The organism is Marinomonas spartinae (assembly GCF_900089775.1).
GTDB lineage: Bacteria > Pseudomonadota > Gammaproteobacteria > Pseudomonadales > Marinomonadaceae > Marinomonas > Marinomonas spartinae.
Genome location: NZ_FLOB01000004.1, coordinates 239,877 through 255,593, shown reverse-complemented (window position 1 = coordinate 255,593; position 15,717 = coordinate 239,877). Strand labels below are relative to the sequence as shown.

14 protein-coding genes are annotated in these 15,717 nt (G+C 42.7%); 3 read left to right on the top strand and 11 right to left on the bottom strand.

The window, feature by feature from the left end:
* Positions 1–55 precede the first annotated feature (55 nt).
* Positions 56–1,216, bottom strand: a complete 1,161-nt coding sequence (locus MSP8886_RS11150) for a GNAT family N-acetyltransferase/peptidase C39 family protein (protein ID WP_067016401.1) — start codon at positions 1,214–1,216, stop codon at positions 56–58.
* 306 nt (positions 1,217–1,522) lie between these two features.
* On the opposite strand from MSP8886_RS11150, the gene MSP8886_RS11145 reads away from it, so the two are divergent.
* Positions 1,523–3,001: a RimK family ATP-grasp domain-containing protein gene (locus tag MSP8886_RS11145; protein ID WP_067016399.1), complete on the top strand. Its 1,479-nt coding sequence runs from the start codon at positions 1,523–1,525 to the stop codon at positions 2,999–3,001.
* 68 nt (positions 3,002–3,069) lie between these two features.
* Here the strand turns inward: MSP8886_RS11145 and MSP8886_RS11140 are convergent, their stop codons facing one another.
* The 5 genes from MSP8886_RS11140 to MSP8886_RS11120 all read right to left on the bottom strand — a co-directional run bounded on the left by MSP8886_RS11140 (position 3,070) and on the right by MSP8886_RS11120 (position 8,629).
* Positions 3,070–4,290: a glycoside hydrolase family 30 beta sandwich domain-containing protein gene (locus MSP8886_RS11140; protein ID WP_217491343.1), complete on the bottom strand. Its 1,221-nt coding sequence runs from the start codon at positions 4,288–4,290 to the stop codon at positions 3,070–3,072.
* A 454-nt stretch (positions 4,291–4,744) separates the two neighbouring features.
* A complete protein-coding gene (locus MSP8886_RS11135; RefSeq protein ID WP_245659083.1) occupies positions 4,745–5,464 on the bottom strand; it encodes an SIR2 family NAD-dependent protein deacylase in 720 nt (239 codons plus the stop codon).
* 125 nt (positions 5,465–5,589) lie between these two features.
* The gene (locus MSP8886_RS11130) at positions 5,590–5,892 is read right to left on the bottom strand and encodes an AtuA-related protein (RefSeq protein ID WP_067016398.1); all 303 of its coding nucleotides are present in this window, start codon (positions 5,890–5,892) and stop codon (positions 5,590–5,592) included.
* 3 nt (positions 5,893–5,895) lie between these two features.
* Entirely contained in the window at positions 5,896–7,233 is a 1,338-nt protein-coding gene (locus MSP8886_RS11125) for an acyclic terpene utilization AtuA family protein (RefSeq protein ID WP_067016396.1), read from the bottom strand.
* A 70-nt stretch (positions 7,234–7,303) separates the two neighbouring features.
* Entirely contained in the window at positions 7,304–8,629 is a 1,326-nt protein-coding gene (locus MSP8886_RS11120) for a CitMHS family transporter (RefSeq protein ID WP_067016394.1), read from the bottom strand.
* A gap of 269 nt (positions 8,630–8,898) precedes the next feature.
* Between MSP8886_RS11120 and MSP8886_RS11115 the strand changes: the two genes are divergently transcribed.
* On the top strand, positions 8,899–9,804 hold the full coding sequence (locus tag MSP8886_RS11115) for a LysR family transcriptional regulator (RefSeq protein WP_067016392.1): 906 nt from the start codon (positions 8,899–8,901) through the stop codon (positions 9,802–9,804).
* A gap of 174 nt (positions 9,805–9,978) precedes the next feature.
* Here the strand turns inward: MSP8886_RS11115 and MSP8886_RS11110 are convergent, their stop codons facing one another.
* The 4 genes from MSP8886_RS11110 to gbcB all read right to left on the bottom strand — a co-directional run bounded on the left by MSP8886_RS11110 (position 9,979) and on the right by gbcB (position 13,601).
* Positions 9,979–10,320, bottom strand: coding sequence for a carboxymuconolactone decarboxylase family protein (locus tag MSP8886_RS11110; RefSeq protein WP_067016390.1), 342 nt, complete (start codon positions 10,318–10,320; stop codon positions 9,979–9,981).
* Between the two features lie 110 nt (positions 10,321–10,430).
* On the bottom strand, positions 10,431–10,994 hold the full coding sequence (locus MSP8886_RS11105) for a GNAT family N-acetyltransferase (protein ID WP_067016388.1): 564 nt from the start codon (positions 10,992–10,994) through the stop codon (positions 10,431–10,433).
* A 157-nt stretch (positions 10,995–11,151) separates the two neighbouring features.
* Positions 11,152–12,279 (bottom strand): choline metabolism transcriptional regulator GbdR, encoded by a 1,128-nt coding sequence (gene gbdR, locus MSP8886_RS11100; protein ID WP_067016386.1) that lies wholly within the window; start codon positions 12,277–12,279, stop codon positions 11,152–11,154.
* 194 nt (positions 12,280–12,473) lie between these two features.
* Positions 12,474–13,601 carry a glycine betaine monooxygenase reductase subunit gene (gbcB, locus tag MSP8886_RS11095; protein WP_067016384.1) on the bottom strand — a complete coding sequence of 376 codons (1,128 nt, stop codon included), beginning with the start codon at positions 13,599–13,601 and terminating at the stop codon, positions 12,474–12,476.
* A 256-nt stretch (positions 13,602–13,857) separates the two neighbouring features.
* Here gbcB and gbca point away from each other — a divergent pair, with 256 nt between their 5' ends.
* Positions 13,858–15,129 carry a glycine betaine monooxygenase oxygenase subunit gene (gene gbca / locus MSP8886_RS11090; RefSeq protein ID WP_067016382.1) on the top strand — a complete coding sequence of 424 codons (1,272 nt, stop codon included), beginning with the start codon at positions 13,858–13,860 and terminating at the stop codon, positions 15,127–15,129.
* 325 nt (positions 15,130–15,454) lie between these two features.
* Here gbca and MSP8886_RS11085 read toward each other — a convergent pair whose 3' ends face one another.
* Positions 15,455–15,685, bottom strand: a complete 231-nt coding sequence (locus tag MSP8886_RS11085; RefSeq protein WP_067016380.1) for a hypothetical protein — start codon at positions 15,683–15,685, stop codon at positions 15,455–15,457.
* Between the last annotated feature and the right edge of the window lie 32 nt (positions 15,686–15,717).

The window sequence follows — 15,717 nt, the reverse complement described above, 5'->3', positions numbered from 1 at the left end:
TATTCCTATACAACTTGTTACTCTTCACCTACGAACGCAATTTTTTCTATCGAGATTAAATTCTTTTCGTCAACACAACTGTCGCCTGTAATCGACTCCGACCAAAACGAGACATCTTTTCAAACTCATCCCGAGCAATGGGTACATATTGACAATCCAATGGGCTTGGCGGATCGTCTGATAATTTTTTATCATCCTCTAAGTCTGGGTCATGCACGAGAACACAGTGCTCATCGTAACCAGACATCACCACCCAATGGGGCGATTTTTTGCCATCCATGCGAAAAGTACTAATCAGGATGATTGCAAGCGCTCCTGAATCAAACGCTTCAATCAACTGAGCTAACGGCATCACAACATAATGTATTGGTACACTCGCCTCATCGCATTGCTTTACAAAACCTTGATGCACTCGCGTGATGACACTTTTCTTAAGCTCATCCCGTACACTGTCAACAAATAGCGGCCCGTCTTCACTCAACCAAATATTGGCAGTCAAGCCTCGTTTCTCGGCTGCTAGCGCCAATCCCATAGGATGACACCCGCCATGACCCGATGTCATAAATATCGTTGTCGCTTCTCGCCAGATTTCCAACTCATCATCTGGCGTCGCTTGATAACTTGGATGCAAAGCAGACAACACCATCTGCAACGAGGCTGGACCACAAGTAAAGGGCGTGCCTTGCGCTAGCCAAGGAATCGCCCGTGTCGTTTGCTCATCTCCCGCATGGCGAAGACGCTTTTGCATACGAATCGCATCTGTCTGATCTTCATAGTACGCATCGTAATGACCAAATTCTCGGTACCCCATTTTTTGATATAAACCAATCGCATTATGATTCACATCGCTCACTTCTAAGCGTAGCAGCAATTTTCCCTTTTTGACGGCCTTCTTCTCACAAGCTTGTATCAATAGCTTGCCCACCCCAAGACCTCGCGCCTCTGGTGATACAGCCAAAGAGTACAAACGCGCCAAATGCGTACCTTGTCGAAGATGTAATAAGGCATACCCTAATAACGTCTGATCAGATACGGCAACTAGTAGTGCAGATCCTGAACCTGTCATAGCACGACGAAAGCTACGTCGACTCAAACGGTCCCCAGAGAAAGAGCGCTCCTCAAGTAGCAAAAGTGATTTCAGGTCATCCAAGGTTGCTAAACGAATATCGTCCGAAGTGATAGCAAAGGAATGAGTCAATGTCGTGATGTTTGTCATGTGTCGCCTTAGAAAAGACAAAAGGTGGTGGGCTCGTTTCTCTAGTGTTTTCACCAAAACAAAGGCGGTGAGACACACAAAAACACGAGAAAGATTTGCGCGAATTCTAGGGCCAAATCTATTTAAAAGATAGCTTAAAAACTTGCAAAAAAAACATTTTATTCTTCATTTTAGTCTATTGTTAAAACCGAAAATAAAGCGCACTATCCGCACAAATTCAGAATATTTTTCAACCCTTTTTTAAACAATGACATCCAAGCAGCGTAATGCACACTACCGATGCCACCATAAGGAAAAGCAGAACATATGTCACAGACATACATTGTTGTTGATCAGGCCAAAGATTGGTCCGCGTTTTTACCCAGTGATCGAGTGATCACCTTCACTCAATACCTAAACTTGGCCAACAACAAAAGCCAAGGTCGCACGCGCATTATCAACCTATGTAAAAGCAGTAAATATCTATCAGATGGCTATTACTGCTCCTTATTGGCAGAAAGCCGTGGTCATCACGTAATGCCATCTGTCCGTGTACTAAATGACCTGAGTAAAAAAGATCTCTATGAGTTAGAGATTTCTCAATGGTTGCCCTTGTTAGCGAAAAAACTCGCCAAGCCAGACGCCCCAATGGATATGAAGCTCCACTGTGTGTTTGGCCGCACTATTCATCCAGAAATGAAAGAGTTTGCTCGTAAACTGTTCGAAAGTTTCCCAAGCCCTGTACTCGAAGTCACCTTAAAATTTCGTAAAGAGTGGCAAGTCACCGCACTGCAAACCACCTCACAAAGTAAATTAAACGACGAGGAAGAAACCCTATTCGCTGAATCTCTAGAAGCCTTCAGCAATAAAGTATGGAGCAAGGGTCGCATTCAACGTGCCGCTAAATTTGATATGGCGATTTTGCTGAACCCAGAAGAAAAACTTCCACCGAGCGACGGCCAAGCGATTAAAAAATTCATCCAAGCGGGTAAGCAATTGGGAATCCACGTGGATACTATTGGTCCAAAAGACATTATGCGCCTGCCTGAATACGATGGTTTATTCATTCGCGAAACCACCAACATCGACCACCACACCTACCGCTTTGCGAAAAAAGCCGAGGGGTTGGGCTTGGTCGTTATGGACGACCCACAATCTATCATGCGTTGTACCAACAAAGTCTACTTGGCTGACTTGTTCAACACCCATAAAGTACCATGCCCAAAAACACGCATTGTACATAAGGGAGAGAGCAATGTAGAGGACGCATTGGAAGCCGTGATCAGTTACCCAATGGTGGTAAAAATCCCAGATGGTGCCTTTTCTAAAGGCGTAATCAAAACAGAAAACCGCAAAGCCTTGACCGAAAGCCTGAATACTTTATTCAAAAAATCGTCTTTGTTATTGGTACAAGAATACCTATATACTGAATTCGACTGGCGTATTGGTGTACTCAACAACAAACCAATCTTTGCCTGTCGTTACTACATGGTGAAAGACCACTGGCAGATTTACCAACACAGTGACAGTGCCAGCGAAAGCGGTGGTTTCGACACCCTGCCGACATTTGAAGTGCCGCGCCGCGTATTACAAGCTGCTATTGCTGCGACTAAACCTATTGGTGATGGCCTATACGGCGTGGACGTAAAAGAAATAAACGGCCGAGGCTACGTCATTGAAGTCAACGACAACCCAAGCATCGACCGTGGGGTAGAAGATAAATACCTTGGTAATGAACTGTACATGCACATCATGTCGGAGTTTTTACGTCGTATGCAAGTAAAACGCGGTGACACACCAACGTAAATACGTGAGTAATTTGATTGTTAAAAGGCGACCAAGGAGTCGCCTTTATAAACCTAAGTATCCCAATATTATTCAGACACGAACGTCATGACCGACCATGCATCGGCATAAGCAGTAAAGCGGTTATTATTTACCTGGTACTTACCACCATAAGTAACATTTTTAGATGAGGAACTCACATACTTAGTCATCGAGCCTACTGAGCCGTTTTGTAACGTAAAGTCTAGACGTTTTTGAGAACCTGAGCGGTTAACAACAGCAACAACCAATTTCCCAGAATTATTCTTATACGCGGTAACATACACATTGCTCTCTGGCATTTCCGTCGCACCAATACGAACAAAGCCTGGACGAATAAATTTGGAATACTGAGACATCACATAACCACGCTTACTAACATTACCATCTTCAGTTAATAAGCCATAACTACGGCGGACATACCACCAAATATAGGCACTGTAGTTCGCCACCATACTCTGGTGCAGTTCAAGACCCACATCCATGGCTTTGTTCCAGTCATTCGCATTATCGGTATCAGTATAGTGCTCCGTCATCCAAAGCTTTTTGCCTTTTTGCAATGCTAGCGGATAGTTTTTCGGCTTCACTCCGTATAAGTGACCACCAATAATATCCACATGTCTGCTTGCGGTTGGGTTGTTTAAAATGGCATCGGAAAGTGAAAAATTAAAGCCCAATGATTCAGGCGCTACAATCTTTAGCGATGGATCCAGTCGCGAGCCTTGGCTATTTAAGTAATTGACAAAGTCTGAGCCAGACCAGTCGCAAGACTCATAGTTAGGATGCCAGTCAGGCTCATTTTGGATAGATAATGCATAAATAGGCGCATTATTCTGTCGCATATATTTGGTAAAATCCATCAGGTGATCGGTATACCCCCAATAATGTTGGGGTTCCAGTTTACCTCCATTGTTTACATTGTTATTGGTTTTCATGTAAGCCGGTGGGGACCAAGGTGTTGCCAATAATTTGACCCCATTCGAATAAGCAATTTTGGCTATAGGTACTTGCTTGTACCACTGATTAGAATCAGGAGCAATTCGCATACGCATGATGGATAAACCAATTTGCCCGTTACCGTTACCAAATGCCTTGTTCGCCTGTGCCGTCGTTAAATCGTTAACCCACCCAGGGGCATTCATTCCTCCAAAACCGTCAATTTCTTGATATTTGGTATTAAAGTTCACGTATACAGAACTAGCATAGGTATTAAAACTCATACTTGAGAGTATTAAAACCGTTGAAAACCCTAGCAATTTTTTAATATTCATATTAACTCATCCTTGTCCGTATATTATTAAAATTGTTTGGCAATTGATGCTGCTAACATTGCTAAACTAGAGTCATATTCCTTTGACCCGTCTACAACTTAATCAAACTCATGTTCAAGCTAGAGTGTCAAATAAACGACCCTTTAAACTTTTAGTCTAACATCCTCATTTTATCGATCCGCATCACTTTATGAATTTTTAATCTACTATTCTTTTTTTTTGTAGCGTCAGCTTGATCTCGTAGAATTACCTATTTAATCAACTCTTTATGAAATACTAGAAAATCGAATGTTCAACTCAATTAGGTACTGGAAACCACAAATGAGAAATAACATTGTCCTTTTGAAGGGCTATCACTTTTCCCAAGTAACACCTAAAATCCTGAACTATGTGATTTTTATGATCGTTGTGTCAATAAAATTCGATGGTTGATGGGGGTAAAGGAAGAAGAAACTTAGCTAACTGAACGACCATGGAGCCAATCGTCAACAATGGAAGGAATCAGTGAGCTAGCGTTTCCCCTCAACAGTTTAAAGCCCGCTGGTCTTTTATCAATTTGCTTGGTCACAATGATTTTCTCAGCGTTGTATCGTGCTTTTTTCAGGATATCCGCAGCGGGGAAGACGGACAGAGAGGTTCCCACTACAAGCACTTTTCCCGCCGCAACAAGTTGCTTTCTCGCTGTTTCATAATGGTGAATTTGTTCTCCGAACCAAACAATATCCGGTCTAAGTTGACTCCCCTCTTCGCATAGATCACCCATTTGTATGGGCTTGCCTTGGTCATAAAGATAGAGCAAGGCATCATTGACGCTGCTTCGAGCGTTTTTAAGTAATCCATGAACATGGATTACTTTACTAGAGCCAGCGCGTTCGTGGAGATCGTCGACATTTTGAGTAATCACAACGACCTCATATTTTTCTTCAAGCTTTGCCACGGCATAATGGGCAGGATTGGGCGAGGCCTCAAAAGCTTCCTTTCTTCTTGTGTTGTAAAAGTCTAATACAAATTGCGGATTCGCCTCCCACGCCTCGGGCGTTGCAACATCAGCAACGTCAACGTTATTCCAAAGCCCATTTGAATCACGAAAGGTTTGCAAGCCACTTTCCGCGCTTATTCCTGCACCAGTAAAGACAACAATTTTATTAGGGTTGATCTCGGGTTTCACACTCACCTCTACCTCTTAACGCCACACAAATAAAAAGACAAGATGACAGTAAGCGCTCTACTAGCAATACTCTTGTTACAATCAGAATACTACAACACGACAAGCAAGAGCTATCAAGTCGCAATTCAACATTACTCGATATCCAGATCTAATAAGGCAGAACTGAGGCTTTTGCCATGTATGTCCAGAGCAAGAGAACGAGTAACGCCTCCACCAAGGGCCTGATACATCACAAAATTAAGGGCACCAATAGAGGGTAATTCATAACGAACAACGTCTCCCTCTACAATCCCCGAAAAACAATGTTTGACCCGCTCAGCTGTGACAGATTGTTTTATTTGATGATAGTTTTCCATATCGTAAGCGATCACAGAGATATTAGAAATGTTGCCTTTATCGCCAGTACGAGAGTGCGCAATTTCATGTAATTTCATAGTTTAATCCTCCAAAACCGTCACGACGACTTGTATTTGGTCACGCGGGATCAATGTCGAATCCATTGCTAATACCTCTTTCACGCTTTTCATAACACCACCGCCACCCGCAGGCCCATTGGTATAGAGTGTCTCTACTTCGTCACCAACGGTTAAAGCCTCTTCACGGGTTGTACACCGCACAGCCACGCGAGCCCGCACTTCATAAGGATTATTCTCCGTCGAATGTTTAGCACCATGTAAAGCATTCACACCGATGAGATCATAACGGGCTTCAAGGGGCTTAAAGCCACATATAGCAAAACGCTCTTTCACTATATCCAAAGCAAGCTGTCCACGAACAGCCGAATTGACCCCAGCATAAGAAATTTCACCTTCGCCAATAAAGCCATCTGTGTAGCCCACAGACACTTTTAGAGAATCGGTTCGAGCCGTTCCCATTGCTCCTTTTACCGCTACTCTATCAATGTCCATTTGCTGAAATGTCACCTGACTAAAATCCGCCACAACATCTGGAGTTATATATTGATCAGGACGATGAATTTCATAAAGCAATTGTTCTTTACACGTCGCTTCACGGACGGTTCCGCCAGAGCCTTCCACCTTAGTAATGATGGCATTTCCTTCTTCGTCTACTTCGGCAATTGGAAATCCTAAACGCGCCAAATTCGCCACATCTTTCACACCAGGATCCGAAAAGTAGCCACCGGTAATTTGCCCTGCACATTCAAGTAAATGACCAATACAAGTACCACGCCCCATTTTTGTCCAATCATCAAGCGACCAACCGAACTCATGTATCATTGGAGCAAGAAATAAAGAAGGATCCGCGACTCGTCCTGCTATCACCATATTGGCACCACTTTCTAGTGCTTTCACCAAACCTTCGACACCAATGTAAGCATTGGAAGATACAATGTCTTTATCAAATTTTGAAATGGGTAGACGCGCTTCATCGAGTGTTAAATCAAGCGCTTGTAACTTGCTCAGTACGTCATCCCCCGTTACTACTGCGACTTTAAACGAATGCAGACCAAACTCTTTTGCAATACGCTGAACAGCTCGTCCAGCTGAAAGCGGATTAGCTGCCCCCATGTTGGTGAGAATGCGAATATCATTTTGATAACAGTTCATCAATACGGCCCGCATTCGTTTTTCTAATAGCTCGTTATAGCCTTTTTCTGAGTTTTGTCTTTTTTGTTTTTGCCCAATCGCAATAGTGCGCTCGGCAAGGCATTCAAATACCAAATAGTCCAACCCACCTTTTTGAGCCAACTCGACCGCAGGCTCAATTCGGTCGCCTGCATAACCTGCACCGGAACCTATTCTGATTTTCTTCATGACACACTCTTCTGTTATCCAATAATAATGAGAAAGCTTTTCCGTGGAAATTAGACATTCTTATTCAGAGCTACAGGGTTAATGCCCCTGTCAGTACTGCAACGAACGTCATAACCAAAGTCACTAAAAATGCTAATGGAATTGTTTTCTTTTGATGATCAGCAAGATCAACACCAGCCAAGCCAATTAACAAAAAGGTGGATGCCGTTAAAGGGCTCACTGGAAAGCCGGTTGTCATTTGACCCAGCAATGCACCTCGCGCGACTTCAATACCACTCCCACCTAAGGCTTCAGAGGCATGAGCTAATACAGGCAATACACCAAAGTAATAAGAGTCCGGATCAAATAACAAGCTTGCAGGCATGGCGGTAAGCGCGGTTAACACAGGAAAATGCGCACCTAAACTTTCGGGGACAAAAGACACTAATGAAGTTGCTAGCGCCTTGATCATGCCAGACCCTTTCAAAATACCGGTAAATACCCCAGCCGAAAAAATGATCGATACCATCAAGATCGCTGCGTGTCCATGAGCGGTAATGCGTGCTTGCTGCAACTTAACATTGGGATAATTCACCAAAAGCGCGATTGGTAACGCAATGACAAACACAATAGGCAGCGGCAAACTCTTTGTCACAAGCACCACCAAAACCACTACCGTCAAAAGTAGGTTAAATAGAAATAATTTAGGGCGCTTTAGTCTGGCCTTTTCCTCATCTTCTTGATCATCAATCCCCTCATATTGGGTATTGTCCACTAAGTCGCCTCCTGCCATCGTCTCTGCTGCAGACAAGCGAGCTTTTTCTTTTTTACCCAACCAAAAAGCCAGCACAATCACAGTTAATATCCCCGCGCCAAGCGCCGGAATAAGAGGGTTAAATAATGTTGAAATATCGACATTTAGAGACGTCGCTGCTCGCAATGTTGGGCCACCCCACGGCATAATATTCATGGTGCCAGCCCCTAAAGCCGCAATACAAGCAAGAATTTTTCGGTCCATACCAAGACGATCATAAATGGGAATCATCGCAGGAATACATATCAGAAAGGTCGATGCACCGGAGCCATCCAGATGGGCCAACATAGCAATCAATGCCGTGCCGACCGCAACCTTTGTTGGATCTTGCCCCCCAAACTTAATAATGCCTTTGATCATAGGATCGAACATCCCAGCATCATTCATCACAGAAAAGTATAAAATGGCAAAGGTCAGCATGATTCCGGTGGGCGCAACACTCTTGAGGCCAGCATAAATATAGCCCCCAAGCTCCGGTCCCAAACCAGCTAACAAGCCAAATACGATAGGTACCAATACCAATGCCACCACAACTGACATGCGTTTTGTCATGATTAGCGCTAACAACACCAGAATGGTGCATCCACCCCAAAAAGCCAACATTTTGCTACTCCTTATTATTGTATTTGAGCAATATGGAGCCTTTAGAGTAAAGGCACACATAAATAGCCTTTATTTTTTAACACCAACAACATTTAAATGACCAATCGAAAAAACAAGTAAGTTTAGTGGTAAAGCAAATAAAACACACAACAAAAAGGCTTTCCTTAGATAAAACTCGTTATTTGACTAGTATTTTTAATATCGCTAGTATCAGCTAAGTTTATTAAAAATAGAAAAATTCACCTTGTTACTAAAAGATAAGAAGAATAATGAATCTATCCATCAAACAATTAAGAGCATTTTTAGTGTTAAGTGAAAACATCACATTTACACAGGCAGCTCAACGCTTTAATCTTTCTCAGCCCGCATTCAGTGCTCTCATTGCTAATTTAGAAGAGGAAATTGGGTATCGCCTGTTCGACAGAGATACTCGAAAAGTAGAACTAAACGCCAATGGCATTCATTTTATTGAAATTGCCCGACGGCTCATTTTAAATTATGACGAAGCTATCAACGAAATAACTGCACACGCAGCAGGAAGAAACGGCTCTCTTACTTTAAGTGTCTTGCCATCATTAGCTGTAGAATGGTTACCCGAGATATTAGCAACCTATAGCAAGACCCACCCACAAACCCAAATAAAACTCAATGATACTCAATGGAATCAATGCCTTAGCTCTCTAGTAAATGGGCAAGCTGATTTGGCTTTAGCCGCCAGTCAACCTACAACGAATATTTTCGACTCCACCTATTTATTTTCCGATAAGTTCTATCTACTTTGTCATGCAGACCACCTACTGGCGAACCGTGATAAAGTCTCACTAGAAGAGGTATACCAGTACCCGTTTATTGGCTTTAGCCCTCGCACCAGCATACGACAGTACACGGACAAGCTGTTTGAAAATAAAGGGATACAGCTAAATTACCGTCTAGAAGTGCAACAGCTAACGACCATGATGGGGCTTATCTCTGCTAACTACGGAATTAGCATCACAACGGGATTAACACTATTTCAATTCAAACATAAAAACATTGCCATTATTCCATTTGAAGACATCGATATTGAAAGAGATATTTATCTAATTCAGTTAAAAAACCACACTCAGCCAAATCATATCAAAACATTTTCAGACTTCATCATTAATCAATCTGAAATATTCAGTAAAAACACTTAATCTATTTAAAATAGAATTTTAAAAATGGCAAATAGAATCCAATCTATTCGCCATTTTACATCACCAACCAGAGATATGAAAAAAAATGATATCAATATTTTTATAATATACTTAATAAAAACTCAGGAAAGGTAAAAATAATACGGCTAGTTTAAACACAGTTTATTCTCAATCTTAATCCGCCAAAAATTCATCGACCGCAGCGAGTGCTTGCGTACCATAAATAACAGAGGGCCCACCACCCATCATAATGGCCACATCAATGGTTTCGACCAACTCTTCCCTTGTTGCCCCTGCATGAATTGAAGCTTTAGCATGAGAGGCAATACAGCCATCGCAACGCGCAGCAATGCCGATACCTAACGCCATTAGCTCTTTTACTTTGTTAGATAAGGCTCCTTCGCTCATAGAAGCCTTATACATGGTCATGAAGCCATCCAAGATGGCAGGAGATGACTTACGATACTCCCTCGCAAAGGCATTTTGCTCTTTATTGATCTCTTTATAACTTTTCATCCACTCACCTCATATTAGATTGTTTACGACTAATTCCAATAAAGAATAAGCTTATAATAAATAAAGAAGATAAAAGCGTTTTGATTTAGAGCAATACTTGGTGACTCAACCTACCCATTTCTGAGCAACCACTCTTTTTTTAGGATAGCGTATTGAAGTGTATTCTCGTACTTGGGTGTTCCATCTGGGTGGTTGATAAATGAGACAAACTCCACAAAGCATCCCTCTTTACGCATGCCTAGTCGTTCGCTTAATGCTTGTGATTTAATATTATCATCTTCTACAAAGGCATAGAGTCGTCTGGCATTTTTATCCATAAACAAATAATCAAACAGTGCATGCGCACTTTCGCTAGCGTAACCCTTACCTTCAAACCGCCCATTAAAATTCCACCCGACATTATAGGTATCTACCTTTTGTCCATTTTGGATGTAGCGTTCTTCTGGATGAAAAAAAAGCTCACCGATTAGCTCACCAGTGTCTCTTAAGGTGACAGCAGCACAGCATTCATCTTGACAACGCTCTTGCGTTTTTTGCTTTGCTTCCTCAAGTGTTGTGACTTTATCGTCCAGAAAACAGTTCACACGTGGCGCTGACAAGTATTCGAATAAACCGTCGCTATCTGTCTCGCGAAAAGATCGGATTATTAATCGGTTTGTCGCTATGTCTGTCATGAGACCCCCTAAATAGAATGAGGCTCTAACTGTGAATAACATCCTAGAATAAAGCAACACTATTGGCGACAAAATGACAGAAAGAGGAGAATGAGAAAGGTAGTCAGTAACGACGTCTATTTAAGGAAAACGCCGTCACTGATTCTTTAATTATGCATTAGGTCAACGTAACCGACCCATAGCTTGGCTCTGAATGCGCTTTTGATAAAGCCGATGAGGCATGAGGCATAAGTAAGTGGGCAACGGGCTCAGAGAAAGCGGAATCCTCTAACAAAGGAGTGATAACGGCTTGAGACCAAGCCATTTTTCTATCATCTCGTGGTGAGACTCCTAAATGCTTACGATAACAACGACTAAAATGTGGCGTGGAAATAAACCCGCAAGCAGTTGAAATTTCGACAATGGACATGCTGGATTGCTTCAACAGTTGACGCGCCCGATCCAACCGTAGTCGTAAGTAATAACGCGATGGAGAGCAATCCAAATATTTATGGAACATGCGCTCTATTTGACGACGAGACACTCCGACAAAAACCGCCATCTCATCCAACTCAATTGGTTCTTCAAGATTATTTTCCATCAATTGGATGACGTCCAATAACTTGGGAGTGCAACTTACGCCATTATTTACCTGACGCAGTGGCATACGCTGTATATCGGACTCACCACGAATACGCTCACAGATAAACATATCAGACACTGCATTCGACAATTTAGCGCCATGTTGACGAGTAATCATCGTTAAAAACATGTCCATTGGGGCGCTGCCACCTGATGAGGTTAAGCGGTTACGATCAATAGTGAACAACTGATTATTACTTTTCACCTTGGGATAATTCTCTTGCAACGCCGTTAAACACTCCCAGTGAATGCTACATTGATAACCATTCAGTAACCCAGCATGAGCCAATACATAAGCACCAGTGCAAATGCCGCCAAGGCAAACATTTTGTCTTGCCTTTTGTTGTAACCAAGAAACCTGTTTAGAAGTATAGGAACGTGTAATATCTAACCCACCAGCGACAAAAATAAAATCAAAGTGGGGGACATCTTGCATTGAAAAATCCGCACTTAAACTCAATCCATCACTGGCGGTCACCGGTTGTCCGGTTTCCGAAATAAGCTGCCAGCTATACAACTCCTCAGCAGACAATTGATTAGCCATACGCAGAGACTCTATCGAAGAGGCTAGCGCGATCATGGTAAAATGATCTAAGAGAAGAAAACCAATTTTAGTCACTTTTTTATTGGACTTATGAGCGGTTTCTGCCGTTCCTATCAACATAACTTATTCCCTCCTAAATAATGCTTTGGTTAACACAGCAAAATATAGACCAATTAGTGGAAATCTGTCAGCTATTCGGAAATAACCCGCTCATGCAGCCATAACGATACCATTTAAAAATATTCGCGCCAAAACGCACCGATTAAGCACATCTCCGCCCATTAATTGAACAACTATTGATCACCACCCCAAGATTAAAAGTCAATCACAACATCCGTTTTCGCAACAGTACAGCAAGACAACACATAACCCGCTTCCACATCATCATCTGTAATACCGCCGTTGTGTTCCATCTGCGTTTCTCCGTTTGTCACCATTACCTTACAGGTACCGCAAATCCCCATGCCACAAGCTTTAGGAATCATCAAATCCAACCTCGCTGCCGCGTTATGAAGGGTTTCACCCTGAGGTACCTGAATACTCTTACCTTGTTTAGCAAACGAGATGGTCATCAAATCCGTTTCTATTATGGATTCAGCCTCTGCTAAAGCCACTTCTGCTAGTTCAATAGCATCTTCAACGACTTCCACAGGTGTCGCACCAAACGACTCCTCATGGTAGTGAGACATATCAAACCCTTTCTCCATTAGCAGGGTTTTTATTGCTCGCATATAAGGTGCCGGTCCACAACAAAAGATTTCTCGCTCCATAAAATCAGGCGCAATCATATTCAGTTTTTCGACATCTAAAAAGCCTCGATAACCATGCCATGCCAAGCCGTTTTCCATGCGCTCAACAATCATATGTAGACTGAAATTATCCACTCGCGACGCCATGTGATCGAGCTCACGAGCAAAAATAACGTCCCTAGGTGATCGAGCACTGTGAATAAAAGTAACATCGACCTCTGCATTGGTATCAAAGTACCAGCGCGCCATCGACATAACAGGTGTGATGCCGACACCACCAGATAACAGTAAAACTTTTTCAGCAGGAAAATCAATGCAGTTAAATTGACCAGCAGGCCCATGCACGGCGAGCTCTGTCCCAACCGTCATGTTCTCATACAGCCAATTAGACACTTCTCCACCAGGCACCCGCTTTACGGTGATCGAGAAGCTATAAGGCACAGAAGGCGAACTGGAAATGGTATATGAGCGCATCACCTGCTTACCGTTGATTTCTAATTCCAACGTAACAAATTGACCTGGCTTAAAAAAGAACATCACAGGCTGTTGAGCCATAAAACAGTAGGTACGAACATCCCAAGTTTCGTGAATCATCTTCACACAACGTACATTATGTCGACCATTAACCCATGTTTGGGTGTGGACGGGAGCAAAATAATCAGTGTTGACCGCCGAAGTATTTGAATCACTCATAAAGGCTTCCTAACTAAAAGATGATGACATATCGGCCATTCTCGTTTGAGTTGCTCAATGCAAATTAACCATTAACGACACGAAGTTGCTCAATGCAGTCACTCCCCCAAACAAAGACGATTACCATCATTTTATAGCGTCGATTTAGATACTTTGCCATGTCGTGAATAGACATATTTATTCAAACCATTTAAGAGAAGATAGCCTTTCACAATCCTCTTCCATCTATTCTTTTTGTTATGAAGGATCCAGAAAGATGAAGCAAATAGATTTAATAAACATACGGCATAATTCGCTTGATGAAGCTCGTGCTTCAGTAGCAAGCTCACTTGAACAACGCCAACAGAACTATTCCCTTAGTGCTGAACTTTATAATGATCCACATACATTTCGTATCGACATGGAAGAGATTTTTCACAAAGAATGGCTATTTGTAGGCATGACCAGTGAGATCCCTAAAAAAGGCGATTACTTCACCGTCGAGATTGGTCAAAATCCCGTTTTCCTCGTACGCGATGGCGACGGCAATGTGAATGCTTTCCACAATACCTGCCGCCACCGTGGCTCTGTCATTTGCACCGAACATCGAGGCAAAGTGGCAAACTTGGTGTGCCCTTATCATCAGTGGACCTATGATTTAAAAGGCAACCTCTTGTTCGCTGGTACAGAAATGGGCAAAGACTTCGATATGAAAAAACATGGCCTCAAACCCGCTCATTGTAAAACGGCTGGTGGGTTCATCTTTGTTTGTTTAGGAAAAGACGCCCCTGATGATGGTTTCAGCGACTTTTTAGCCACGTTAGAAGAATACATGGCGCCTTACGATGTAGAAAATACCAAACTGGCTGTTGAATCCAATATGCACGAACAAGCCAATTGGAAACTCGTCCTCGAGAACAACCGTGAATGCTACCATTGTGCCAACAACCATCCTGAATTGCTTAATACCTTACTGGAATGGGATGACACTAACGATCCACGGGCTCCTCAGGACTTTCTCGACCACTATCAATCTCAAGCTGACAAATGGGACGCCGAAGGCATTCCTCACAAACATCAAAGCTTTGGGAGCCGACAACGCAACCGCATCGTGCGCATGCCGCTTAAGAAAAACACCAAAGTGATGACTATCGATGGCGGTGCAGGCTGTCAAAAAATGTTGGGGCGCATTAAAAACCCAGAACTGGGCTCCATGCGGATATTGCACCTACCTAATTCTTGGAACCACATGCAATCCGATCATTTTATTGTCTTTCGAGTCTTGCCCATTTCCCCGCAAGAAACCATGGTGACCACAAAGTGGTTTGTCCATAAAGACGCCGTCGAAGGTGTGGATTACGACCCTGAACGACTACGCCAAGTTTGGGATGCCACCAACGACCAAGATAGAATACTCGGCGAGCGCAACCAGCAAGGCATCAACTCCATCGGCTACGAACCTGGCCCCTATTCCGAAACCTTTGAATATGGAGTGATTAACTTCTTGGATTGGTATTCAGACACGATTCTCAAACATCTGAAAGGCTAAATGCATAACGTACGTGTAGAGTCATTGCGCTCCACACGTACGACTTCTCTTAAACACCTACCTCGCAATAGGCGCCATCGCCATCATCAATCAAAAAACACACTCATTATTTTTTTGATCTAAATACACTCAGTCAAAAAATGTCTTTTGCAACACCTATCATTTAGAGCTCTAGATGAGCTAGAGCGCAAATCAATTGTGGGAAAACGTTTTTTGCTAGCGACTTCCTGCTGAAATATCCAATAGAAATAAAGGCACATGACGCCCATAAAAAAACGCCTTAACTCGAATCAAGTTAAAGCGTTTTTTTAATGACTTTATTAGATTAGAGATATGCCTGCATGATGGTTTTGACTTCAGGGAGGATGGTGGCATTACTTTCGATGATTTCTTGGCAAACCAGTTTGACGAAATACGTTTGCTCTGGGCATTCATTTAGCCAAGACACAAGGCAAGTATCAACTTCTTTTAAGTCTTTAGCGGTGTCCACTGGCGCGCCAATACCGATGAGCTTCTCTTTAAAATCCACTTCATCGATTAAATCTACGATCATCATTTCGTCTACTCCCTTCCCCAACGAATAGCATA

Bases quoted from the DNA above. Each gene is read 5' to 3' on its own strand.
- MSP8886_RS11150 (WP_067016401.1), bottom strand. From the start codon at position 1,216: ATGACAAACATCACGACATTGACTCATTCCTTTGCTATCACTTCGGAC.
- MSP8886_RS11145 (WP_067016399.1), top strand. From the start codon at position 1,523: ATGTCACAGACATACATTGTTGTTGATCAGGCCAAAGATTGGTCCGCG.
- MSP8886_RS11140 (WP_217491343.1), bottom strand. From the start codon at position 4,290: ATGAATATTAAAAAATTGCTAGGGTTTTCAACGGTTTTAATACTCTCA.
- MSP8886_RS11130 (WP_067016398.1), bottom strand. From the start codon at position 5,892: ATGAAATTACATGAAATTGCGCACTCTCGTACTGGCGATAAAGGCAAC.
- MSP8886_RS11125 (WP_067016396.1), bottom strand. From the start codon at position 7,233: ATGAAGAAAATCAGAATAGGTTCCGGTGCAGGTTATGCAGGCGACCGA.
- MSP8886_RS11120 (WP_067016394.1), bottom strand. From the start codon at position 8,629: ATGTTGGCTTTTTGGGGTGGATGCACCATTCTGGTGTTGTTAGCGCTA.
- MSP8886_RS11115 (WP_067016392.1), top strand. From the start codon at position 8,899: ATGAATCTATCCATCAAACAATTAAGAGCATTTTTAGTGTTAAGTGAA.
- MSP8886_RS11110 (WP_067016390.1), bottom strand. From the start codon at position 10,320: ATGAAAAGTTATAAAGAGATCAATAAAGAGCAAAATGCCTTTGCGAGG.
- MSP8886_RS11105 (WP_067016388.1), bottom strand. From the start codon at position 10,994: ATGACAGACATAGCGACAAACCGATTAATAATCCGATCTTTTCGCGAG.
- gbdR (WP_067016386.1), bottom strand. From the start codon at position 12,279: ATGTTGATAGGAACGGCAGAAACCGCTCATAAGTCCAATAAAAAAGTG.
- gbcB (WP_067016384.1), bottom strand. From the start codon at position 13,601: ATGAGTGATTCAAATACTTCGGCGGTCAACACTGATTATTTTGCTCCC.
- gbca (WP_067016382.1), top strand. From the start codon at position 13,858: ATGAAGCAAATAGATTTAATAAACATACGGCATAATTCGCTTGATGAA.
- MSP8886_RS11085 (WP_067016380.1), bottom strand. From the start codon at position 15,685: ATGATGATCGTAGATTTAATCGATGAAGTGGATTTTAAAGAGAAGCTC.